The 22,748-nt window shown below is 67.8% G+C and carries 19 protein-coding genes; 12 read left to right on the top strand and 7 right to left on the bottom strand.

Annotated features, from left to right (window positions below; genetic code table 11):
- Positions 1-32: 32 nt before the first annotated feature.
- The gene (locus ABD05_RS13085) at positions 33-488 is read right to left on the bottom strand and encodes a CBS domain-containing protein (RefSeq protein ID WP_006488504.1); all 456 of its coding nucleotides are present in this window, start codon (positions 486-488) and stop codon (positions 33-35) included.
- Between the two features lie 157 nt (positions 489-645).
- Between ABD05_RS13085 and ABD05_RS13080 the strand changes: the two genes are divergently transcribed.
- Positions 646-963 (top strand): Mpo1-like protein, encoded by a 318-nt coding sequence (locus ABD05_RS13080; protein ID WP_047900495.1) that lies wholly within the window; start codon positions 646-648, stop codon positions 961-963.
- Between the two features lie 24 nt (positions 964-987).
- Here the strand turns inward: ABD05_RS13080 and ABD05_RS13075 are convergent, their stop codons facing one another.
- Positions 988-2,319, bottom strand: coding sequence for a YihY family inner membrane protein (locus tag ABD05_RS13075; protein WP_047900494.1), 1,332 nt, complete (start codon positions 2,317-2,319; stop codon positions 988-990).
- A 144-nt stretch (positions 2,320-2,463) separates the two neighbouring features.
- Between ABD05_RS13075 and wrbA the strand changes: the two genes are divergently transcribed.
- Genes wrbA through ABD05_RS13055 form a run of 4 tightly spaced genes read left to right on the top strand, consistent with a single transcriptional unit; the run spans position 2,464 to position 5,769 of the window.
- On the top strand, positions 2,464-3,084 hold the full coding sequence (gene wrbA / locus ABD05_RS13070; protein ID WP_047900493.1) for an NAD(P)H:quinone oxidoreductase: 621 nt from the start codon (positions 2,464-2,466) through the stop codon (positions 3,082-3,084).
- Positions 3,081-3,473 (top strand): DUF2069 domain-containing protein, encoded by a 393-nt coding sequence (locus ABD05_RS13065; protein ID WP_047900492.1) that lies wholly within the window; start codon positions 3,081-3,083, stop codon positions 3,471-3,473. Before wrbA ends, ABD05_RS13065 begins: the two co-directional genes overlap by 4 nt.
- Before the next feature lie 18 nt (positions 3,474-3,491).
- A complete protein-coding gene (locus ABD05_RS13060; RefSeq protein WP_047900491.1) occupies positions 3,492-4,913 on the top strand; it encodes an FAD-binding oxidoreductase in 1,422 nt (473 codons plus the stop codon).
- Positions 4,914-4,938: 25 nt separating this feature from the next.
- The gene (locus ABD05_RS13055) at positions 4,939-5,769 is read left to right on the top strand and encodes a metallophosphoesterase (protein WP_047900490.1); all 831 of its coding nucleotides are present in this window, start codon (positions 4,939-4,941) and stop codon (positions 5,767-5,769) included.
- Positions 5,770-5,828: 59 nt separating this feature from the next.
- Here the strand turns inward: ABD05_RS13055 and ABD05_RS38600 are convergent, their stop codons facing one another.
- Positions 5,829-5,993, bottom strand: a complete 165-nt coding sequence (locus ABD05_RS38600; RefSeq protein ID WP_167347846.1) for a hypothetical protein — start codon at positions 5,991-5,993, stop codon at positions 5,829-5,831.
- A gap of 117 nt (positions 5,994-6,110) precedes the next feature.
- Positions 6,111-7,052 (bottom strand): LysR family transcriptional regulator, encoded by a 942-nt coding sequence (locus tag ABD05_RS13050; RefSeq protein ID WP_047900489.1) that lies wholly within the window; start codon positions 7,050-7,052, stop codon positions 6,111-6,113.
- Positions 7,053-7,209: 157 nt separating this feature from the next.
- Between ABD05_RS13050 and ABD05_RS13045 the strand changes: the two genes are divergently transcribed.
- Genes ABD05_RS13045 through ABD05_RS13030 form a run of 4 tightly spaced genes read left to right on the top strand, consistent with a single transcriptional unit; the run spans position 7,210 to position 12,086 of the window.
- Positions 7,210-8,778, top strand: coding sequence for an efflux transporter outer membrane subunit (locus tag ABD05_RS13045; RefSeq protein WP_082146095.1), 1,569 nt, complete (start codon positions 7,210-7,212; stop codon positions 8,776-8,778).
- Positions 8,779-8,793: 15 nt separating this feature from the next.
- Positions 8,794-10,998 (top strand): FUSC family protein, encoded by a 2,205-nt coding sequence (locus ABD05_RS13040; RefSeq protein ID WP_047900487.1) that lies wholly within the window; start codon positions 8,794-8,796, stop codon positions 10,996-10,998.
- Complete coding sequence (locus tag ABD05_RS13035) at positions 10,995-11,198, top strand: DUF1656 domain-containing protein (protein WP_011351756.1); 204 nt, start codon at positions 10,995-10,997, stop codon at positions 11,196-11,198. The genes ABD05_RS13040 and ABD05_RS13035 overlap by 4 nt, the downstream gene beginning before the upstream one ends.
- Positions 11,199-11,210: 12 nt before the next feature.
- Positions 11,211-12,086: an efflux RND transporter periplasmic adaptor subunit gene (locus tag ABD05_RS13030; protein ID WP_047900486.1), complete on the top strand. Its 876-nt coding sequence runs from the start codon at positions 11,211-11,213 to the stop codon at positions 12,084-12,086.
- 21 nt (positions 12,087-12,107) lie between these two features.
- Here ABD05_RS13030 and ABD05_RS13025 read toward each other — a convergent pair whose 3' ends face one another.
- Positions 12,108-13,781, bottom strand: coding sequence for a methyl-accepting chemotaxis protein (locus ABD05_RS13025; RefSeq protein ID WP_047900485.1), 1,674 nt, complete (start codon positions 13,779-13,781; stop codon positions 12,108-12,110).
- Positions 13,782-14,184: 403 nt separating this feature from the next.
- On the opposite strand from ABD05_RS13025, the gene ABD05_RS13020 reads away from it, so the two are divergent.
- Positions 14,185-15,423 carry an MFS transporter gene (locus ABD05_RS13020; protein ID WP_047900484.1) on the top strand — a complete coding sequence of 413 codons (1,239 nt, stop codon included), beginning with the start codon at positions 14,185-14,187 and terminating at the stop codon, positions 15,421-15,423.
- A gap of 66 nt (positions 15,424-15,489) precedes the next feature.
- Here the strand turns inward: ABD05_RS13020 and ABD05_RS13015 are convergent, their stop codons facing one another.
- Together ABD05_RS13015 and ABD05_RS13010 are read right to left on the bottom strand one after the other, a co-directional pair.
- The gene (locus ABD05_RS13015) at positions 15,490-16,287 is read right to left on the bottom strand and encodes a 5'-methylthioadenosine/adenosylhomocysteine nucleosidase (RefSeq protein ID WP_047900483.1); all 798 of its coding nucleotides are present in this window, start codon (positions 16,285-16,287) and stop codon (positions 15,490-15,492) included.
- The gene (locus tag ABD05_RS13010; RefSeq protein WP_047900482.1) at positions 16,284-18,647 is read right to left on the bottom strand and encodes a UvrD-helicase domain-containing protein; all 2,364 of its coding nucleotides are present in this window, start codon (positions 18,645-18,647) and stop codon (positions 16,284-16,286) included. The genes ABD05_RS13015 and ABD05_RS13010 overlap by 4 nt, the downstream gene beginning before the upstream one ends.
- Positions 18,648-18,860: 213 nt before the next feature.
- Between ABD05_RS13010 and ABD05_RS13005 the strand changes: the two genes are divergently transcribed.
- Both ABD05_RS13005 and galU read left to right on the top strand, forming a co-directional pair.
- Positions 18,861-21,728, top strand: coding sequence for a valine--tRNA ligase (locus tag ABD05_RS13005; protein ID WP_047900481.1), 2,868 nt, complete (start codon positions 18,861-18,863; stop codon positions 21,726-21,728).
- Positions 21,729-21,815: 87 nt separating this feature from the next.
- Positions 21,816-22,700, top strand: a complete 885-nt coding sequence (gene galU, locus ABD05_RS13000) for a UTP--glucose-1-phosphate uridylyltransferase GalU (RefSeq protein ID WP_047900480.1) — start codon at positions 21,816-21,818, stop codon at positions 22,698-22,700.
- The last annotated feature ends 48 nt before the right edge of the window (positions 22,701-22,748 follow it).

Below are 22,748 nucleotides of genomic sequence, written 5' to 3'. Positions count from 1 at the left end.
CCCGCGCGTCAGGGCGCAGGGCGCGGCGTGGTTCACGGCTTGTGCGCTTCGGCTTCCGATTCCGGCCAGTCGCGAATGTACGCCTTCAGCATCCGGTTCTCGAAGCTCTGCGCCTCGACGACCGTCTTCGCGACGTCGTAGAACGAAATGACGCCCATCAGCACCTTCTTGTCGAGCACGGGCATGTAGCGCGCGTGGCGCTCGAGCATCATCCGGCGCACTTCGTTGACGTCCGTTTCCGGCGTGCAGGTGAGCGGCTCGTCCATCACCTTGCGCACCTGCACGTCGCCGATCGCGCCGCCGTTGACGTGCAGGCGCAGGATGATCTCGCGGAACGTCAGCATCCCGACGAGATCGCCGTACTCCATCACGACGAGCGAACCGATGTCGTGCTCGGCCATCGTATCGACCGCTTCGCGCAGCGGTTTATCGGGCGTCACCGTAAACAACGTGTTGCCCTTCACTTTCAGAATATCGCTGACGCGCATCGTAGTCCCCTCATGCTTGAATGCAAAACCTCTTTCGATCCTATCGGAAAGCCTGTCAAAAGGAAAGCGCGGGCCGGCGCGGCGGGCCGCCCCCGCTTGCGGACACCGGCTGCCGGCCGCACAATGGCCCCATGAACAGCGGCCCGAGGAGATGGCCATGGCGCATACGCATTCGGAGCAATTCGCCAGCTTCGCTGATTTCTACCCGTATTACCTGAACGAACACCAGAACCTGACGTCGCGGCGGCTGCACTTCATCGGCTCGCTCGGCGTGATCGGCTGCGTCGCGATGGCGATCGCGACCGGCCACTGGCTGTGGCTGCCGGCAGCTGTCGTCTGCGGCTACGGGTTCGCATGGGTCGGACACTTCTTCTTCGAGAAGAATCGCCCGGCCACGTTCCGGCACCCGATCTACAGCCTGATGGGCGACTGGGTGATGTTCAAGGACATCTGCACCGGCAAGATTCCGCTGTAGTCACCGGGTGGCCGGGCGCCGCATTCACGCGGGCCGCGGCGGCCGCGCGTGCGGGTCGGGTACGCCTTCCGGCGCCTGCCCCGGGATACCCGCCGGCTGTGCTCCCGCAAGCCGGTGGGCGGCGATCAGCGACGCGAGCGACACGTCGAACCGCTCGTTCGACAGCACCTCGAGCAGCGCCGCGCCGTCGACATGGCTGCGCCGCCGCTGCAACTGGTAGGTCAGCTCCGTGCGGTCGATCACCAGCACGTCGAACAGTTGCGCGAGCGTCAGCTGCTCCGGGTTCGCGAGCAGGACGTAGCGCGGCGCGGCATCGCCGCCGACGTCCAGCCTCGCAATCCATTCCCGCTCCTCCATCGTCGTCAGCAACCGCTGCGCGGTTTCCATGTCGCACCGCAGCATGGTCGCGAGCCGCACCGCCGCGTACCCGGGCTTGCCGGCCGCGCGTGCCTCGGCAAGCCGCGCGAGCAGTTCGAGCGCATCGAGCAGGTCGCTGCCCGGATAGTGGATGCGATGGAACTGACCGACGCGGATCGCCGGCAGCGCGGACGCCACCATCGCGCCGAGCAGCGCGACGAACCAGCTGAGATACACCCACAGCAGGAACACCGGCAGCGCCGCGAACGCGCCGTAGACGGCCGTATAGGTCGGAATGCGCCGCACGTAGTAGCCGAAACCGCGTTTCGCGAACTCGAACGCGACGGCCGCGAACAGCCCGCCGATCACCGCGTCGCGCCATGCGACCGTGCAGTTCGGCAGGTACACGTACAGCAGCGTGAACGCGAGCACCGTCAGCGGCAGCGACGCGAGCGCGAGCAGCCACTCGACGATCGACGTGGACGGCCCCGCGCCGGTGAACGCGAGCGACTGCGTGAACAGGTACGACGAGATCGACAGGCTCACGCCGAACAGCAAGGGCCCAAGCGTGATCAGCGCCCAGTACGCGAGCACGCGCTGCGCGAACGGCCGCGGCTTGCGCACCCGCCAGATCAGGTTGAAGGCCGATTCGATCGTCATCATCGTCATCACCGACGTGACGACGAGCACGATCAGGCCGGCCGTCGTCAGCCCCTTGGCCTTCGACGCGAACTGGTTCAGGTACTTGAAGATCTGGACGTTGAACTGCGCGGGCATCAGGTGATCCGCGAGGAACCCCTGCAGCGAGATCTGGAACGACGCGAACATCGGGAACGCGGTGAACAGCGCGAACGCGACCGTCACGAGCGGCACGAGCGCCAGCATCGTCGTGAAAGTCAGGCTGCCCGCCACTTGCGGGATGCGATCCTCGGCGCTGCGCCGGGCCGCGAACTGCGCGAGGCGCTTGAGGGTGTCGAGATCGACGCTCAACTTCGGCAAACTGCTTCTCCTTCCTGATGCCGCGCGCCTCACGGCGCGCCGCCGCCGCGCTGCGCGACGGCTTCAGCCCCTATAATAGCCGCTCGATCCAGCAGGGGCCGACTGCACCGGGCACGCGCGCGGCCGCACGCGGCTCCGTCGCCCATGAAAGACATCCTCGTTCTCTATTACAGCCGTCACGGCGCCACGCGCGATCTCGCGCTCGCCATCGCCAACGGCATCGACAGCGTGCCGGGCATGCAGGCACGCATCCGCACCGTGCCGCCCGTGTCGACCGTCTGCGAAGCCAGCGCCCCCGACATCCCCGCCGACGGCCCGCCCTATGCGGAACTGCGCGACCTCGAGGAATGCGCGGGCCTCGCGCTCGGCTCGCCGACCCGTTTCGGCAACATGGCCGCCTCGCTCAAGTATTTCCTCGACGGCACGACGCCGCAATGGCTGTCGGGCGCGCTGACCGGCAAGCCGGCGAGCGTGTTCACGTCGACGGGCAGCCTGCACGGCGGCCAGGAATCGACGCTGCTGTCGATGATGCTGCCGCTGCTCCATCACGGGATGATGATCGTCGGGATCCCGTACACCGAATCCGCGCTCAGCACGACGCGCACCGGCGGCACGCCGTACGGCGCGTCGCACGTCTCGCAGCATGATCGCGCCGCGCCCGGCGGGCTGTCGGCCGACGAAAAGGCGCTCGCGGCCGCGCTCGGCGTGCGGCTCGCACGCGCGGCGGCCGCCCTCTCCAACGCCCAGGCCGCCGACGCCGCATGAACGCGCCCGCCCGCCCCGCCGTCGCCGCCCGGCCGCGCTACGCGCTGGCCGCCGCCGCGTGCCTCGTCGCGCTGATCGCGCTGTCGCTCGCGTGGGAGCTGTGGCTCGCGCCGCTGCGCCCGGGCGGCTCCGCGCTGATGCTGAAGGCCGTGCCGCTCGCGCTCGCGCTGCCCGGCGTCTGGCGGCGTAACATCTATACGATGCAGTGGGCGAGCATGCTGATTCTCGTCTATTTCGCCGAAGGCATCGTGCGCGGCATGTCCGATCGCGGGTTGTCCGCGACGCTCGGCTGGTGCGAGACCGCGCTCGCCGTCGGCTTCTTCGTAGCGGCGCTGGCGTACGTCGCGCCGTTCAAGCGCGCGGCAAAAAAGTCGCGCGCCGCGTCCTGACCCTTACGCGACAAGGTGATGATGTCCTCCGAAGCTTTCGTTTCCGCGTGCCGTGACGCGATCGGCGCCGACCACGTGCTGACCGACCCGCACGATACCGAACCGTTCCTGACCGACTGGCGCCGCCGTTACAAGGGTGCCGCATGCGCGGTGCTGAAACCCGCGAACACGGCCGAAGTCGCCGCACTCGTCAAGCTGGCCAACGCGCACGGCATCGCGCTCGTGCCGCAAGGCGGCAACACGGGCCTCGCCGGCGGCGCGACGCCCGACGCGAGCGGCAGCCAGGCCGTGCTGAGCGTCGCGCGCCTGAACCGCGTGCGTGCACTCGATCCGCACAACAACACGATCACCGTCGAAGCCGGTGTGATCCTCGCCGACGTGCAGGCACGCGCCCGCGAAGGCGACCGGCTGTTCGCGTTGAGCCTCGCGGCGGAAGGCAGCTGCACGATCGGCGGCAACCTGTCGACCAATGCGGGCGGGACCGCGGTGCTGCGCTACGGCAACGCGCGCGAGCTGTGCCTCGGTCTCGAGGTCGTGACGCCGCAGGGCGAGATCTGGGACGGCCTGCGCGGGCTGCGCAAGGACAACACGGGCTACGACCTGCGCGACCTGTTCATCGGCGCGGAAGGCACGCTCGGGATCATCACGGCGGCCGTGATGAAGCTGCATCCGCTGCCGGCCGCGCAGGTCACGGCACTGGCCGCGCTCGAATCGCCGCACGCGGCGCTCGACTTCCTCGCGCTCGCGCAGCGCGCGGCCGGGCCGCTGCTGACCGGCTTCGAGCTGATGTCGGATTTCTGCATGCAGCTCGTCGGCAAGCACTACCCGCAACTGCGCTACCCGTTCGCGCAGACGCATTCGCAGACGGTGCTGCTCGAACTGTCCGACAACGAAAGCGAAGCGCATGCGCGCGCGCTGTTCGAGAAACTGATGGAAGAAGCGTTCGAGGCCGGGCTCGTGGTCGACGCGGTGGTCGCGGAGAATCTCGCGCAGTCGCGCGCGTTCTGGGACCTGCGCGAACACATCCCGCTCGCCCAGGCCGACGAGGGGCTCAACATCAAGCACGACATCGCGGTGCCGATCTCGTCGGTCGCGCGCTTCATCGACGAGACCGACGCGGCGATCCAGCAGGCCGCGCCGGGGGCGCGGATGGTCACGTTCGGCCACCTCGGTGACGGCAACCTCCACTACAACGTGCAGATGCCCGAAGGCGGCGATCCGAAGGCGTTCCTCGCCGCATTCCAGGCACCGATCAACCGGATCGTCTACGACAACGTGCACCGTCACCACGGCACGATCAGCGCGGAACACGGAATCGGCCAGTTGAAGATCGACGATGCGCAGCGCTACAAGTCGCAGGTCGAAACGACGCTGATGCGCACGCTGAAGACCGCGCTCGACCCGCGCGGCCTGATGAATCCCGGCAAGGTCCTGCGCTGAAACCGCCCACTCCGGAGCGAAGCCCGTGAAAGTCCGCGTACTGTCCGACCTGCATCTCGAAAGCAACCAGCCCGACGTGATCGCGCATGCCGACGCGGATCTCGTCGTGCTGGCCGGCGACATCCACAATCACGCGGAAGGCCTGCGCTGGGCCGCCGAGACGTTCGACCCGGCTGTGCCGGTGATCTACGTGCCGGGCAACCACGAGTACTACGACGGGGAATTCGGCGCGCTGGAGGCGGCGATGCGCGACGCGGCGCATGCGCTCGACAACGTGCATTACCTGAACAACGGCGCCTACGTCGATCCCGAGCAGCGTTTCCGCGTACTCGGCACGACGCTCTGGACCGATTTCTCGCTGTTCGGCAGCGACGAAGCCAGCATCGCCATTTCAATCGAAGCCGCGCTGCGCGTGATGCTCGATTTCAAGGGATTGATCCAGGTGACCTGGCCGCACGACGCGGCGCTGCATGCGGCGCCGGGCGCGGCGGAACGGGATTTCTCGCCGGCCGATGCGATCGCGCTGCACCGGCAAGGCCGTGCGTGGCTGGAAGCGCAGCTCGCGGTGCCGTTCGCGGGGCGGACGATCGTCGTCACCCACCACGCGCCGCACCGGCGCTCGCTGGCGGAACGCTATGCGGAAGACCTCGCGTCGGCGGGGTTCGTCACGGATATGGCGGAACTCGTGCGGCCGCCGGTGGATGTGTGGATCCACGGCCACACGCATACGTCATTCGACTACGTTTCGGACGGCGGCACACGCGTGGTGTGCAATCCGCGCGGCTACATCCACCGGCGCACCGGCGAACTGGAAAATACCGCGTTCGCGTGGGACAAGGTTGTCGAGCTCGGCTGAACGCCGGCCCGCCCGGCCGCTTTGCGCGGCCTTCTCCGACCCGGGCCGATATGGCCCGATCAGCGGTCGTTGCGGCGCGATCCGTGCTGCGCCGCGCGCACGCGCACCGGCACCGGCTTCATCCGCGCCTTCGCCTTCATCGCACGCAGCAGGTCGCGGGTCGCCGCGGCGGCCGCGGCCGCGCCAAGCAGGACGCCAATGCCGATCATCAGGTGCGTATTCATTGCTACTCCGGGGTGATGTATCTCGATAACTTTAACAGTATCAAACTGTCCGACACGCGTTCGTAAAAAAATGTTGCGTGAAGGACAAATCTCGTCAGATTGCGGTCAGCCGCGCGGTCATGTCGCACGCGTGTACTGCTCGAGCGCGGCCTCGTCGGCCGCAAGCGTGGACGGTAGCTCGTCGCGCAGGAAATCGACCCAGGTACGGATTTTCGCGTCGAGGTACTGGCGCGACGGATACAGCGCGTAGATGTTCATCACGTGCGACCGGTACTCGGGCATCACGCGCACGATGTGCCCGCTGCGCAGCCAGCCGATCGCCGAATAGAGCGGCAGCCCGCCGACCCCCATCCCCTCCCGCACGGCCACCGCGAGCGCCTCGGCGACGTTCACGCGAAACGGCGGCGCCGTGATCGGGACGACCTCGTCGCCATTCGGCCCCGACAGCGCCCATTCGTCGTAGTGGAAGCCCGGCGCGACCATCCCGAGGCACACGTGCTGCGCGAGATCCGCCGGCCGCTGCGGCACGCCATGCACCTCGACGTAGCCGGGCGATGCGCACACGACGCTGTAGCTCTCGCCGAGCCGCTGCGACACGAGCCCCGAATCGGGCAGGTCCCGGCCGACGACGATCGCGACGTCGTACCCCTCGTCGAGCAGGTCGGGCATCCGCTGCGCGAGCGTCAGCTCGACGTGCACGTCCGGATAGCGCTCGCGATAGCGCGCGATGGCCGGCACCAGGTAGTGCTGGCCGAGGCTCGTGAAGCAATGGACCTTCAGCTTGCCCGACGGGCGCGCGTGCGCGTCGCCGGCCTCGGCTTCGGCCTGCTCGACATACGCGAGGATCTGCTCGCAGCGCTGCAGGTAGCGCTCGCCGGCTTCGGTCAGCGCGATCCGCCGCGTGGTGCGGTTCAGCAGGCGCGTGCGCAGGTGCGCCTCGAGATCCGAGACCGCGCGCGACGCATAGGCGGTGGTCGAATTCATCTGCTGGGCGGCCGCGGTAAAGCTTCCCGCGTCGACCACGCGGACGAATACCCGCATGTTTTGTAACGTATCCATCCCATTACCCGTTTGAATCCGAACGGATTGTTGCACAGAGGCGAACAAGTATTGTCTCAGGATTCGTAAAAATGACTTGCACCGTTGTCCATTTATTCAGGAATCACTGAAAAATATAATCGCATCCGACTCATCTATATCCGAAAGGGAGAAAATCGTGCAGTCTCCGGCGACAAAAGGGACGCTCGCACTGGCGGTTCTTGCAGTCTCATTAATAATGGCCGGATGCGCGAGCATGGGCGACAACAAGCCGCAGTCGGCCCGCATCGAGGCGAACGCGCTCGACGCCGGTGCCGCGATCCGCGCGGCAGACCGCGACGCGGGCTGGCCCGCGGCCGACTGGTGGCGCGCCTACCGCGATCCGCAACTCGATTCGTGGATCGCCGCCGCCCAGGCCGGCAACCCGACGCTCGCAGCCGCCGAGGCACGCGTACGCGAAGCGCAGGCGATGGCGCGCGTCGCGCGCTCGGCCGAACTGCCGCAGATCAACGGCAACCTGTCGCTGATGCGCGAGCACTGGCCCGACAACGTGTTCTACGGCCCGGGCCCGCTCGCGAACGCCGATACCTGGAACAACACCGGCACGCTCGGCCTGTCGTATCACCTCGACCTGTGGGGCAAGGACAAGAACGCAACCGAGCGCGCGCTCGACACCGCGCATGCGACCGCCGCCGACGCGCGCGCGGCGAAGCTCGAGCTCGAAGTCAACGTCGTGCGCGCGTATGTCGGCATGTCGATGAACTATGCGCTGCTCGACCTCGCGCACGCAACGTTCGAACGCCAGCACTCGCTCGCCGATCTCGCGCGCAAGCGGCTGCAGGCCGGCCTCGGCACGCAGCTCGAAGTGAGCCAGGCGGAATCGACGCTGCCCGACTACGAGCGCCAGATCGACAGCTATGAAGAAGCGATCCAGCTCGCGCGTCACCAGCTCGCCGCGCTGGCCGGCAAGGGCCCGGGCGCCGGCGACGCGATCAAGCGGCCGCAGCTTTCGCTCGATGCGCCGGCCGGCCTGCCGTCGGCGCTGCCGGCCGACCTGCTCGGCCGCCGCCCCGATGTGGTCGCGGCGCGCTGGACGGTCGACGCGCAGGCGCGCGGCATCGATGTCGCAAAGGCCTCGTTCTACCCGAACATCGACCTGCTCGCGACGGTCGGCGGCTTCGGCGTGACTGCGCCGTTTACCGACTTCCTGCGCGCGATGAACGGCGGCTGGACGGCCGGCCCCGCGCTGTCGCTGCCGATCTTCGAAGGCGGCCGGCTGCGCGCGCAGCTCGGCGCCGCGAATGCCGGCTACGACCAGGCGGTCGAGCGCTACAACCAGACGATCGTCGGCGCGCTCAAGGACATCGCCGACCAGGTCGTGCGGATCCGCTCGCTCGATACGCAGAAGAAGGACGCCGCGCGTTCGGTGGCCGCCAACGACCGCAGCTACCAGCTGTCGCGCGAAGGCTTCCGCCGCGGGCTGACCGATTACGTGAACGTGCTGATCGCGCAACAGCAGTTGCTGCGCGCGCAGGAGACGGCAGCCCGCATCGACGCGGAACGCCTTGCCGCGCACGCGCAGTTGATGGCCGCGCTCGGCGGCGGCGTCGAGACGGGCAAGGACGTTCCTGCCGACGACGTACCCGCCGCGGGCGCCGCCGCGTCGGGCGCGAAGCCCGTGGCTGCGGTCGCCCGGCCCGCGCAGGTGGCCGCCGCCGGCGCGTCCGGCGTGCCGGCCGCACGGTAACGCGGAGCGCCCGCCATGTCAGCCTCCTCCCCCGCTTCCACGCACGCCGGCGGTCCGCTCGCGGCCTGGTCCGCCGCGTTCGGCGACTGGGCCCGCAGCGACGGCGCCGCGTGGCTCTACCTGTTCAAGGCACTGCTCGCCGCGTTCATCGCGACCGGCGTGTCGATGCGGCTCGACCTGCCCGCGCCGAAAACGGCGATGACCACGGTGTTCATCGTGATGCAGCCGCAAAGCGGCGCGGTGCTTGCGAAGAGCTTCTACCGCGTCGCCGGCACGATCTTCGGGCTCATCGCGACGCTCACGTTCGTCGGACTGTTCCCGCAGCAGCCGCAGCTGTTCCTGCTGGCGGTCGCGCTGTGGGTCGCGCTGTGCACGGCCGGCGCCGCGCGCAATCGCAACTTCCGCAGCTACGGCTTCCTGCTGGCCGGCTATACGACCGCGCTGATCGGGCTGCCCGCCGCACTGCATCCGGACAGCGCATTCATGAGCGCGATGACGCGCGTGGCCGAAATCATGGTCGGGATCGTGTCGGCCGGCGTGGTCAGCGCGCTCGTGTTTCCGCAATACACGGGCGAGCAGATGCGCACGACGGTGCGCAAGCGCTTCGGCAGCTTCGTCGACTACGTTGCTTCGGCGCTGTCGGGCAAGCTCGACCGCGCGCATATCGAAACCATCCATACGCGCTTCGTCGCCGACGTGGTCGGTTTCGAGGCCGCGCGCAGCATGGCCGTGTTCGAGGATCCGGATACGCGGATGCGCAGCGGCCGCCTCGCGCGGCTGAACAGCGAGTTCATGAGCGCGTCGAGCCGTTTCCATGCGCTGCACCAGTTGATGAACCGGCTGCATGCGGCCGGCGCGCAGGCCGCGATCGACGCGATCGAGCCGTACTTCCGCGAGATCGCGCCGCTGCTGATGACGCACGCCGGCGAACCCGTGCGGACGTCGACCGACGCGGGGCACGCGGCCGAGCAACTGCTCGCGTGGCGCGATGCTCTGCCGCGCCGCATCCGCGCGACGCGCGCGGCGCTCGAAACGCAGCCGGACTTTCCGCTGCTCGACTTCGATACGGCCGCCGAACTGCTGTACCGCTTCATCACCGACCTGCACGAGTACGCGGCGACCTACGCGTCGCTGTCGACCGCAACGCACGAACGCGAACGCTGGATCGAACGCTACGAGCCGCGCACCAACCTGACGGCGATGATGATCGCGGCGATTCGCACCGCGACCGTGATCCTCGTGCTCGGCTGGTTCTGGATCGAGACCGCGTGGCCGAGCGGCGTGACGCTCACGCTGACTGCGGCGGCCACCTGTGCGCTCGCGTCGTCGACGCCGCGCCCGACCGCGATGTCCGCGCAGATGGGCATGGGGACGGCACTCGCCGTCTGCACGGGTTTCCTGCTGACGTTCGGCATCTATCCGCACATCGACGGCTTTCCGCTGCTGTGCGTCGCACTCGCGCCGCTGCTCGCGATCGGCATCTTCATGACGCTGAAGCCGAAGCTCGCGGGCTACGGGATGGGTTACCTGATTTTCTTCAGCTTCCTCGCCGGCCCGGACAACATCACGCACTACGACCCGACCAGCTTCATGAACGACGCGCTCGCGCTCGTGCTGTCGATGCTGGTGTCGGCGATCGCGTTCGCGGTGCTGTTCCCGCCGACCGCGCCGTGGCTCAAGAAGCGGCTGTTCGCCGACCTGCGCCACCAGGCCGTCGCGGCCGGCCACGCGCGGCTCGCCGGCTTGCGCACGCGCTTCGAGAGCGGCGCGCGCGACCTGATGTACCAGGCCCATACGCTGTCGGCCGACCAGCCCGACGTACAGCGCGACGCGCTGCGCTGGATGTTCGCGGTGCTCGAAACCGGCAACGCGACGATCGACCTGCGCCACGAGCTGGCGACGCTGCCGCCCGACCCGCGCTATGCGCCGTCGATGCCGTGGCGTCATGCGATCGAGACGATGCGCACGGCCCTTTCCGCGCTGTTCACGAAACCGACCGCCGAACGTTTCGATGCGACGCTCGCCGCGACCGATGCGGCGATCGACGCGACCCGGCAAGCGCTCGACGTATTCGCACCGACGCGCGACGAGCGCCACCGGCTGCAGCGCATCCTGAGCCATCTGCATTTCGTGCGCACCGCGCTGCTCGATCCGGAATCGCCGCTCGAGCCGCTCAACCGCAACCGCCCCGTGCGTCCCCAACCAGGAGCCTCGTCATGATGCCGCGTGAAATCGCCATTCTCGATGCCTACATGCCCACGGTGGTGCTGATGTTCGTCCTCGGCGCGCTCGCGACCTGGGCCGTCGACCGCCTGCTCGCCTACACGGGCCTCTACCGTCTCGTCTGGCACCCGTCGCTGTTCCGGGCCTGCCTTCTCGTCTGCATTTGCGGCGGACTGAGTCTTGCCGTTTACCGTTGATTCCGAACCATCATGATTCTCAGAAAACTCTTCGGCTTCGTCGCGACCGCCGTCATCCTTCTCGTCGCGATCCTGATCGGGCGCTCGCTGTGGGTGCACTACATGGACGATCCGTGGACGCGCGACGGGCGCGTGCGCGCCGAGATCGTCAACGTCGCGCCGGACGTGTCGGGCGCGATCGTCGAGCTGCCCGTGCATGACAACCAGCTCGTGAAAAAGGGCGACCTGATCATGCAGATCGACCCGTCGCACTACCAGATCGCGGTCGAGCAGGCGCAGGCGGCCGTCGCCGCCCGCCGCGCGGAACTGCAGATGCGCCGCGACGACGCGGCCCGCCGCGCGGATCTCGATGCGCTCGTCGTGTCGAAGGAAAACCGCGAGAACGCGGCGCACAGCGCGTCGAGTGCCGATGCGCAGTACCAGCAGGCGATCGCCGCGCTCGACGCCGCGAAGCTCAATCTCGAACGCACGCGCGTCGTCGCGCCGGTCGACGGCTACATCACGAACCTGCAGACGTTCAAGGGCAATTACGCGGTGGCCGGCCAGGCGAAGCTCGCGATCGTCGACAGCCACTCGTTCTGGGTCTACGGCTACTTCGAGGAAACCAAGCTGCCGCGCGTGAAGGTCGGCGCGCCGGCCGAAATGCGGCTGATGAGCGGCGGCGTGATGAAGGGCCACGTCGAAAGCATCTCGCGCGGCATCTACGATCGCGACAACCCGCAAAGCCGCGACCTCGTCGCGGACGTGAACCCGACCTTCAACTGGGTGCGCCTCGCGCAGCGCGTGCCGGTGCGCATCCGGATCGACGAAGTGCCGGCCGACGTGGTGCTGTCGGCGGGCACGACCTGCACGGTCATCATCGATCCGGACAAGCAGAAGAAGTCTTAATGACCGGACGGCCGGGCGCGCTCAGGCCGCGATGCGAAAGCGCCCGACCAGCGACTTCAACGCCTGCGCCTGTTCATCGAGCGCGTTCGCGGCAGCGGCAGCCTGTTCGACGAGCGCCGCATTCTGCTGCGTGCCGGCGTCCATCTGCGTGACCGCGCGGCCGATCTCTTCGATCCCGGCGCTCTGCTCGTCCGATGCCGCCGAAATCTCGCCGATGATGTCGGTCACGCGCTTGACCGCGCGCACGACGTCGCCCATCGTGCGGCCCGCGTCGTGCGCGAGCGCCGCGCCGTTCGCAACGCGCTCGACCGATGCGCCGATCAGCGCGCGGATCTCCTTCGCCGCGGTCGCCGCGCGCTGCGCGAGCAGGCGCACCTCGCCCGCGACCACCGAGAAGCCACGCCCCTGTTCGCCGGCGCGCGCGGCCTCGACTGCCGCATTCAACGCGAGAATGTTGGTCTGGAACGCGATCCCTTCGATCGTACCGATGATCTCGCGAATGTTCTTCGCGCTGTCGTCGATCTCGCTCATCGTCGCGACCACGCGCCCGACGACTTCACCGCCCGTTTCCGCAACGGCCGACGCATTGGCCGCGAGCGTGCTCGCCTGCCGCGCGTTCTCGGCGTTCTGCCGCACGGTCGACGTGAGCTGCTCCATGCTGGCCGCCGTGCGTTCGAGCGCGACGGCCTGCTGCTCGGTGCGACGCGACAGGTCGAGATTGCCGGTCGAGATCTCGCCGGACGCGGCCGCGATGGCCTCGGCGCTGACGGCGATCTCGCCGACGGTCGCCGCGAGCCCCGTCTGCATTTCGGCCAGCGCGCGCACCATGCTGTCGCGGTCGTGCCGGCCGAGCGCGATCGGCCGCGTCAGGTCGCCGCGCGCGATGTCGGCGGCAATCGCCTTCGCGTGCGCGGGCTCGCCGCCGAGCTGCGACGCGAGGCGCCGTACGACGCGTTCGGCGATCGCGATCGCGAGCACGATCAGCGCGGCCGTCATGACCGCGATCATCGCAAACGACGACGAGAAGATGGTTGCGGATGCATCGAGCGTCGCCTTCGACTTCTCGCCGCGCGTCTTCACGAGTACGGCGACGAGCTTTTCGAGCTTGCCGGTTTCGACCAGCAGCGACACGTCCTGCGTGCCGACCTGCCAGTTCATCTGCGACAGGTCGAGCGGCTGCGCGCGCACGAGCGCGACGAAATCGCGCAGATGCGCGCTCCACGTGCCGACGGCCGTCGAGAACGCACGCAGCCGCGCCGAATCGTCGGCGTCGGCCGGATCCGCGTAACGCTGCAGCGTGCCGAGCGCCTGGCCGATCGACGCGAGCCCCGCGCCGACTTCGGCGCCCAGCTCGTCGCGCTCCTTCGCGGTGGTCGCGGTCAGCAGCATCTTCTGTGCACGGCTCGCCCGCAGCACCTCGGCCCGGACTTCCTGCGCCGCGCGGCTCGCGACGTGGCCCTGCTCGTAGACCGATGAGATCGACGCGTTCAGCCGGCTGATCTGCCACAGCGAAAACACGCCGATCGCGAGCGTCCCGGCCAGCAGGATCGCGAACGCGGCGCGCAAGGTCGCCTTGACGGTCCACGGCCGGCGCTCGCGGCGCGCCGTGCGCGGGCGCCGTGCGGCGCGACCGGCGGCAACGTCGGGTGCGGCGGCGGCCGCACCCGGCTGCGGATGCAATGATGCTGCTTTCATCGATATATCCCCGTATGGATCACGCTGCCGGAAAGGTCGGTTCCGGCGGTCCGCGATGGCAGGCCATGCCGTGCGTCCTGCGCCTGCACGGCGGGTAGCCGGTGCCGGGCGCGGCGCACCTGTGGTCATTGGGTCGTTCTACGGCCGCCACCGCCGTTTCTTGAGTCCGGTAAAACACGCACCGGGCCCCGGCGCGGCCTCGCAGTCAGGCAGACGCGCCGCCAGCGTTATACCCGGTCAAAAAAACGGGCAACGGCCGATCGGTCGGACGAATGTCCGATTCGCGATAAAACTTGGCCTGACATTCCCGATGCGCCACATTACACTTCTTTGACGCATCAACGATTCAACACGCGCCGATCCCCATCAGAGCGCGCCCGCCACCTCAACTCGTTCAGCTCACATGGAAACCAGCCTCGACACAGGAGCCGCCGGCGCAGCCGCCGTCCAGCCGTCCGCGCCACCCGCGTCCCGCACCGTCTATCCGGTGCTCGGCGCGATCAGCTTCTCGCACATGCTCAACGACATGATCCAGTCGTTGATCCTCGCGATCTATCCGATGCTCAAGAGCCAGTTCGCGCTGTCGTTCGCGCAGATCGGCCTGATCACGCTCACCTACCAGATCACCGCGTCGCTGCTGCAGCCGCTCGTCGGCCTCTATACCGACAAGCGTCCGAAGCCCTATTCGCTGCCGGTCGGCATGGGCTTCACGCTCGCGGGGCTGCTGCTGATGTCGGTTGCCCCGAGCTTCCCCGTGCTGCTGGTGGCCGCGGCGCTGGTCGGCTGCGGCTCGTCGGTGTTCCATCCTGAATCGTCGCGCGTCGCGCGGATGGCGTCGGGCGGCCAGCACGGGCTCGCGCAGTCGGTGTTCCAGGTCGGCGGCAACGCGGGTTCCGCGCTCGGGCCGCTGCTCGCCGCGCTCGTGATCATTCCGCACGGCCAGCACAGCATCGCGTGGTTCTCCGCGGCCGCGCTCGTCGCGATGGTCGTGCTCACGCAGATCGGCCACTGGTACAAGAAGCATCCGTCGATCAAGAAGAAGGCCGCGGCGGCCGGCCACCCGACGCTGTCGCGCGGCCGCGTGATCGGCGCGATGGGCGTGCTGGTGCTGCTCGTGTTCTCGAAGTACTTCTACCTCGCGAGCATCAACAGCTATTTCACGTTCTACCTGATCGACAAGTTCCACCTGTCGGTGCAGGCCGCGCAGATCCACCTGTTCGTGTTCCTCGCGGCCGTGGCGGCCGGCACGCTGATCGGCGGGCCGGTCGGCGACCGGATCGGCCGCAAGTACGTGATCTGGGTGTCGATCCTCGGCGTCGCGCCGTTCACGCTGCTGCTGCCGTACGCGAACCTGTTCTGGACGAGCGTGCTGACCGTGATCATCGGCATCGTGCTGGCGTCGGCGTTCGCCGCGATCCTCGTCTATGCGACGGAGCTGATGCCCGGCAAGGTCGGGATGGTCGCGGGCCTGTTCTTCGGCTTCGCGTTCGGCCTCGGCGGCGTCGGCGCGGCCGTGCTCGGCCAGCTCGCCGACGCGACGAGCATCACGTTCGTCTACAAGGTGTGCTCGTTCCTGCCGCTGATCGGCGTGCTGACGGTGTTCCTGCCGAACCTCGAAAGCAGCCGGCGCAAGAAGGCGTGACGAGCCGGCCGCGGCGTGCGCGCCGCGGCCGGTCCATCGGTTCGAAAGGAGAAAACGACGGCGGCTTCAGGCCGCCGTCGTCGCATGCAGCGTCAGGAAACGCTTGAGGATGCCGGACGAATAGCTGCTCGCGATCGCCGACAGGAAGTGCGAGAACGACTGCGTCGCGTGATCGTCGGCCGTATCGGAAATCGTGCGCACGAGCGCGAACGGCACGTCGTGCTCCGCGCACACCTGCGCGATCGCGGCGCCTTCCATTTCGACCGCGAGCGCGTCCGGCAGCGCGTCGCGCAGCGCGACGACCTCGCGCTCGCTCGACACGAAGCGGTCGCCGCTGATGATGAGCCCTGCGTGCAGCGCCGCGCCGGCGAGCCCGAAGCGCTCGGCGAACAACGCGCCCTCTTCCGCGACGAATTGCGTGCAGGCATCCCTGAGGCGGGCCGTCAGTGCCGCGTCGGTCGCGAAACGCGTGATGCCGAGCAGCGGCACCTCGTAGCGCGGAAAGAGCGGCGACGCGTCGAGATCGTGCTGCAGCAGCGTATCGGCCACGACGACGTCGCCGACGCGCACCGTGCGCGACACGCCGCCCGCGACGCCGGTAAACACGACGCCCGCGACGCCGAACACGTGGATCAGCGCGCTGACCGTCGCGGCGGCCGCGACCTTGCCGACCCGTGCGAGCGTGACGACGCAGGCCGCGCCGTGCACGGTGCCGACGTGGTATTCGCGGCGGCCGAGCGTGACCGTCTTCATTGCGCCGTCGACGCGCATCGCGGCGATCAGGTCACCGAGTTCCTCGGGCAGTGCGGCGAGAATGCCGAGCGGGCGCGTCGAAGGCGTGGCAACCATGTCGATGCCCATCATTCCACCGCCTGCAGTTTCGCGACCGCGAGCGCGAGCCACTTCTCGCCGTGCCGCTTGAACTTCACTTGCGCCTTCGCATCGGTGCCGTTGCCTTCGAGCGCGGTGACCGTGCCTTCGCCGAACTTGGTATGGAACACCTGCTGGCCGACCCGGAAACCGGCATCGGCCGCGCGCTGCTTGTCCGCGAACGCGGGTAGCGGCGCGGTCACGGCCGCGTCGACGATCTGCTCGCGGCTGCCGCCGCCCGGCCGCGCGAACCAGTCGCGCCCGTACCCGGCGTTGTCCGAACGCCCGCCCCAGCGCGAACCGGCCTCGACCTTCGGCGTCAGCCACTTCAGCACGTGCTCCGGCAACTCGTCGAAGAAGCGCGAGCGCACGTTGTAGCGCGTCTGGCCGTGCAGCATCCGGCTCTGCGCGAACGACAGGTAGAGCCGCTCCTTCGCACGCGTGATCGCGACGTACATCAGCCGGCGCTCCTCCTCGAGGCCGTCCGATTCGAGCACGCTGTTCTCGTGCGGGAACAGCCCTTCCTCGAGGCCCGTGATGAACACGGCCGAGAATTCGAGCCCCTTCGCCGCGTGCACCGTCATCAGCTGCACGGCATCCTGCCCGGCCTGCGCCTGGTTGTCGCCGGCCTCCAGCGACGCATGCGACAGGAAACCGGCGAGCGGCGTCATCGTGTCGGGGTTCTGCGCGGGATCGCCGGGCGACGCCGGATCGAGTACCTCGACCGCCGGATCGTCCGTCGCCGCGCCGAGCTCGGGCGCCGCGATCGCACCCGCGCGCAGCGGGATCGAGCGGGCCGGCGTGTCGAGCCCGTAGCCCTCCTCGGCGACGAACGCGGTGGCCGCGTTCACGAGTTCCTGCAAGTTCTCGAGACGGTCCTGGCCTTCGCGCTCGCCCTGGTAGAAATCGGCGAGGCCGCTCGCGCGCACGACGTACTCGACTGTGTCCGGCAAGTTCATCTGCTGGGTCTCGGCGCGCATCTTCGCGACCAGGTTCGCGAACCCGCCGAGGCTCGTGCCGGCCTTGCCCGTCACGTACGGGATCGCGGCCGCCATCGAGCAATCGTAGAGGCGCGCCGCATCGGCGAGTTGTTCGATCGAGCGCGCACCGATCCCGCGGGTCGGGAAATTCACGACCCGCACGAACGCCGTGTCGTCGTTCGGGTTGTCGATCAGGCGCAGGTACGCGAGCGCATGCTTCACTTCCTGGCGCTCGAAGAAGCGCAGGCCGCCGTACACGCGATACGGGATGCCCGACGACATCAGCGTGTGCTCGATCGAGCGCGACTGCGCGTTGCTGCGGTACAGGACGGCCACTTCGCTGCGCGCCATCCCGGTGTTGATCAGCGAGCGGATTTCTTCGACGATCCAGCCGGCTTCCTGCGAATCGGTGCTCGCCTCGTACACGCGCACGGGCTCGCCGTGGCCCGCGTCGGTGCGCAGGTTCTTGCCGAGGCGATGCGCGTTGTTCGAAATCAGCTGGTTCGCCGCGTCGAGGATGTTGCCGTGCGACCGGTAGTTCTGCTCGAGCTTGATCAGGTTGCGCACGCGGAATTCGTCTTCGAAGTCGCGCATGTTGCCGACGTTCGCGCCGCGGAACGCGTAGATCGACTGGTCGTCGTCGCCGACCGCGAAGATCGCGTTCTGGCCGCCCGCGAGCATCTTGAGCCACGCGTACTGCAGCTTGTTGGTGTCCTGGAACTCGTCGACGAGGATGTGCTTGAAGCGCGCCTGGTAGTGCGCGCGCAGCGGCGCGTTGTACGCGAGCAGCTCGTAGCAGCGCAGCAGCAGCTCGGGGAAATCGACGACGCCCTCGCGCTGGCACTGCTGGTCGTACGCCTGGTACAGCTCGACGAACTTGCGGTTGAAGCTGTCGGTCGCGTCGACCTTGTCGGGACGCAGCCCCTGCTCCTTCGCGTTGTTGATGAAGTACTGGACGTTCTTCGGCGGGTACTTCTCGTCGTCGACGTTCGCCGCCTTCATCAGCCGCTTGATCGCGGACAGCTGGTCGGCCGTATCGAGGATCTGGAAGGTCTGCGGCAGGCCGGCGTCGCGCCAGTGCGTGCGCAGCATCCGGTTGCACAGGCCGTGGAACGTGCCGATCCACATCCCGCGCGTGTCGATCGGCATCATCGCCGACAGGCGCGCCATCATCTCGCGCGCGGCCTTGTTCGTGAAGGTGACGGCGAGCACGGTGGGCGGCGACGCGTAGCCCTGCTGGATCAGCCACGCGATGCGCGTGATCAGCACGCGGGTCTTGCCGCTGCCCGCCCCTGCGAGGATCAGCGCCGGTTCGTTCGGCAACGTGACGGCGGCGTGTTGTTCGGGGTTCAGATTGGCGAGCAGATCGGGCATGGAGCGGCAGCGGGCAGGCGTAAGAAAAGCGGACCCGACATTATAAGTCGGCCGCGCGATGCCGTTCCCGATCCGTTCGGCCGAGCGCCGCAAGCACGTCGCGGCCGCGTCGCGACAGGCCCGCGTCGGCAACGCGATGGCTGGCCGATGGGCATCCATTTATAATTGTCAGATTCGGCATCCAATTCACGCATTTTTCGGCAGATTTCCAACATGAGCGACAACACGCTTGCGAAGAGCTTCGAGCCCCATACCATCGAGTCCCAATGGGGGCCGGAGTGGGAAAAACGCGGCTATGCCGCCCCGGCAATCGACCCGTCCCGCCCCGATTTCGCGATCCAGTTGCCGCCGCCGAACGTGACCGGCACGCTGCACATGGGCCACGCGTTCAACCAGACGATCATGGACGGCCTCGCCCGCTATCACCGGATGCTCGGCGAGAACACGCTGTGGGTGCCCGGCACCGATCACGCGGGGATCGCCACCCAGATCGTCGTCGAACGCCAGCTCGACGCGCAGGGCGTGTCGCGCCACGACCTCGGCCGCGAGAAGTTCGTCGAGCGCGTGTGGGAATGGAAGCAGCAGTCCGGTTCGACCATCACGGGCCAGGTGCGCCGTCTCGGCGCGTCGACCGACTGGTCGCGCGAATACTTCACGATGGACGACAAGATGTCGGCCGCCGTGCGTGACGTGTTCGTCACGCTCTATGAACAGGGCCTGATCTACCGCGGCAAGCGCCTCGTCAACTGGGATCCGGTGCTGCTGACCGCCGTGTCGGATCTCGAAGTCGCGAGCGAAGAGGAAAACGGACACCTGTGGCACATCCGCTACCCGCTCGTCGACGGCTCGGGTTCGCTGACCGTCGCGACGACGCGTCCCGAGACGATGCTCGGCGACGTCGCGCTGATGGTGCATCCGGAAGACGAGCGCTACGCGCACCTGATCGGCAAGCGCGTCACGCTGCCGCTGACGGGCCGCGAGATCCCGGTGATCGCCGACGACTACGTCGACCGCGAATTCGGCACGGGCGTCGTGAAGGTCACGCCCGCGCACGACTTCAACGACTACCAGGTCGGCCTGCGCCACAACCTCGCACCGATCGAGATCCTGACGCTCGACGCGAAGATCAACGACAACGGCCCCGAGCAGTATCGCGGCCTCGACCGCTTCGATGCGCGCAAGGCGATCGTCGCCGATCTCGACGCGCTGGGCTTCCTCGACTCCGTGAAGCCGCACAAGCTGATGGTGCCGCGCGGCGATCGCACGGGCGTCGTGATCGAGCCGATGCTGACCGACCAGTGGTTCGTCGCGATGACGAAGGCGGCGCCGGAAGGCACGTTCAATCCGGGCAAGTCGATCACCGAGACGTCGCTCGACGTCGTGCGCAGCGGCCAGATCAAGTTCGTCCCGGAAAACTGGACGACCACCTACTACCAGTGGCTCGAGAACATCCAGGACTGGTGCATCTCGCGCCAGCTGTGGTGGGGCCACCAGATTCCCGCGTGGTACGGCGAGAACGGCGAGGTGTTCGTCGCGCGCAACGAGGAAGAGGCGCGCGCGCAGGCCGCCGCGAAGGGTTACGCCGGTGCGCTGAAGCGCGACGACGACGTGCTCGACACGTGGTTCTCGTCGGCGCTCGTGCCGTTCTCGTCGCTCGGCTGGCCGAACGAAACGCCTGAACTGAAGCACTTCCTGCCGTCGTCGGTGCTCGTCACGGGCTTCGACATCATCTTCTTCTGGGTCGCCCGGATGGTGATGATGACCACGCACTTCACCGGCAAGGTGCCGTTCCATACCGTCTACGTGCACGGCCTCGTGCGCGACGCGGAAGGCCAGAAGATGTCGAAGAGCAAGGGCAACACGCTCGACCCGATCGACATCGTCGACGGCATCGACCTCGAGACGCTGGTCGCAAAACGCACGACGGGCCTGATGAACCCGAAGCAGGCCGCGACGATCGAGAAGAAGACGCGCAAGGAATTCCCGGACGGCATCGCCGCGTTCGGCACCGACGCGCTGCGCTTCACGATGGCGTCGATGGCGACGCTCGGCCGCAACGTGAACTTCGACCTCGCGCGCTGCGAAGGCTATCGCAACTTCTGCAACAAGCTGTGGAACGCGACGCGCTTCGTGCTGATGAACTGCGAAGGCCACGATTGCGGCGCCGACAAGCCGGAAGTCTGCGGCGCGGGCGACTGCGGCCCCGGCGGCTACCTCGATTTCTCGGCGGCCGACCGCTGGATCGTGTCGCTGCTGCAGCGTACCGAGGCCGACATCGCGAAGGGCTTCGCCGACTACCGCTTCGACAACGTCGCGACCAGCATCTACAAGTTCGTGTGGGACGAGTACTGCGACTGGTATCTCGAACTCGCGAAGGTGCAGATCCAGAACGGCACGCCGGAACAGCAGCGCGCCACGCGCCGCACGCTGCTGCGCGTGCTCGAAACGGTGCTGCGCCTCGCGCACCCGGTCATCCCGTTCATCACCGAAGCGCTCTGGCAGAAGGTCGCGCCGCTCGCGGGCCGCTATCCGCAGGGCAAGGCCGAAGGCGAAGCGTCGCTGATGACGCAGGCGTATCCGGTCGCCAACCTGCAGAAGATCGACGAGGCGTCCGAGCAGTGGGCGGCCGACCTGAAGGCGATCGTCGACGCATGCCGCAACCTGCGCGGCGAGATGAACCTGTCGCCGGCGACGAAGGTGCCGCTGCTCGCGGCCGGCGATGCCGAGCGCCTGCGCTCGTTCGCGCCGTACGTCCAGGCGCTCGCGCGCCTGTCGGAAGTGCAGATCCTCGCGGACGAAGCGACGCTCGACAAGGAAGCGCACGGCGCGCCGATCGCGATCGTCGGCCCGAACAAGCTGGTGCTGAAGGTGGAAATCGACGTCGCGGCCGAACGCGAGCGCCTGTCGAAGGAAATCGCGCGCCTGACGGGCGAGATCACGAAGTGCAACGCGAAGCTCGGCAACGAGGCATTCGTCGCGAAAGCGCCGCCGGCCGTGGTCGAACAGGAGCAAAAGCGCGTCGCCGAATTCCAGAGCACGCTCGAGAAACTGCGTGCGCAGCTCGATCGGTTGCCTGCGTAACAATCGGTAAGGCCGTTTGCGTTCACTATAATGCGAACGTGAACATAGACCGTCTGACAAGTCGATTACAGGAATAAAGGTTCGATCATGTTGAAAGTCACCAAGGCGGTATTCCCCGTTGCCGGCCTCGGCACGCGGTTCCTCCCGGCAACGAAGGCGAGCCCGAAGGAAATGCTGCCGGTCGTCGACAAGCCGCTGATCCAGTACGCGGTCGAGGAAGCGATCGCAGCGGGGATCACCGAGATGATCTTCGTCACCGGGCGCAGCAAGCGCGCGATCGAGGATCATTTCGACAAGTCGTACGAGGTCGAGGCCGAACTCGAGGCGCGCGGCAAGGAAAAGCTGCTCGAGCTCGTGCGCAGCATCAAGCCGAGCCATGTCGACTGTTTCTACGTGCGCCAGCCGGAAGCGCTCGGCCTCGGCCATGCGGTGCTGTGCGCGGAGAAGCTCGTGGCGGACAACCCGTTCGCGGTGATCCTCGCGGACGACCTGCTCGACGGCAACCCGCCCGTGATGAAGCAGATGGTCGACGTGTTCGACCACTATCACAGCTCGGTGATCGGCGTCGAAGAGATCCCGCCGTCGGAGACGAAATCGTACGGGATCGTCGACGGCAAGGAGTGGGAAGAGTCGATCGTGAAGATGTCGGCGATCGTCGAGAAGCCGGCGCCGGAAGTCGCGCCGTCGAACCTCGGCGTGGTCGGCCGATACATCCTGAAGCCGCGGATCTTCCAGCACCTGCGCGCGCTGAAGCCGGGTGCGGGCGGCGAGCTGCAGCTCACCGACGCGATCCAGGCGCTGCTCGCCGATGAACAGGTGCTGGCCTACAAGTACCAGGGCACGCGCTACGACTGCGGCAGCAAGCTCGGTTACCTGAAGGCGACGGTCGAATTCGCGCTGCGCCATCCGGAAGTCGCCGCGGAATTCGACGAATACCTGCGCACGCGCGGCGGCGCGCAACCGGCCGCCTGAACGCGCCAAGGGCTCGCCCCGGCGAGCCCGCCCTCACCTCGCCGGCCG

It is taken from the genome of Burkholderia pyrrocinia (genome assembly GCF_001028665.1).
In the GTDB taxonomy this organism is placed as follows: Bacteria; Pseudomonadota; Gammaproteobacteria; order Burkholderiales; family Burkholderiaceae; genus Burkholderia; species Burkholderia pyrrocinia.
The sequence above is the reverse complement of the archived record's forward strand: the minus strand, read 5'-3'. Positions and strand labels throughout refer to the sequence as shown.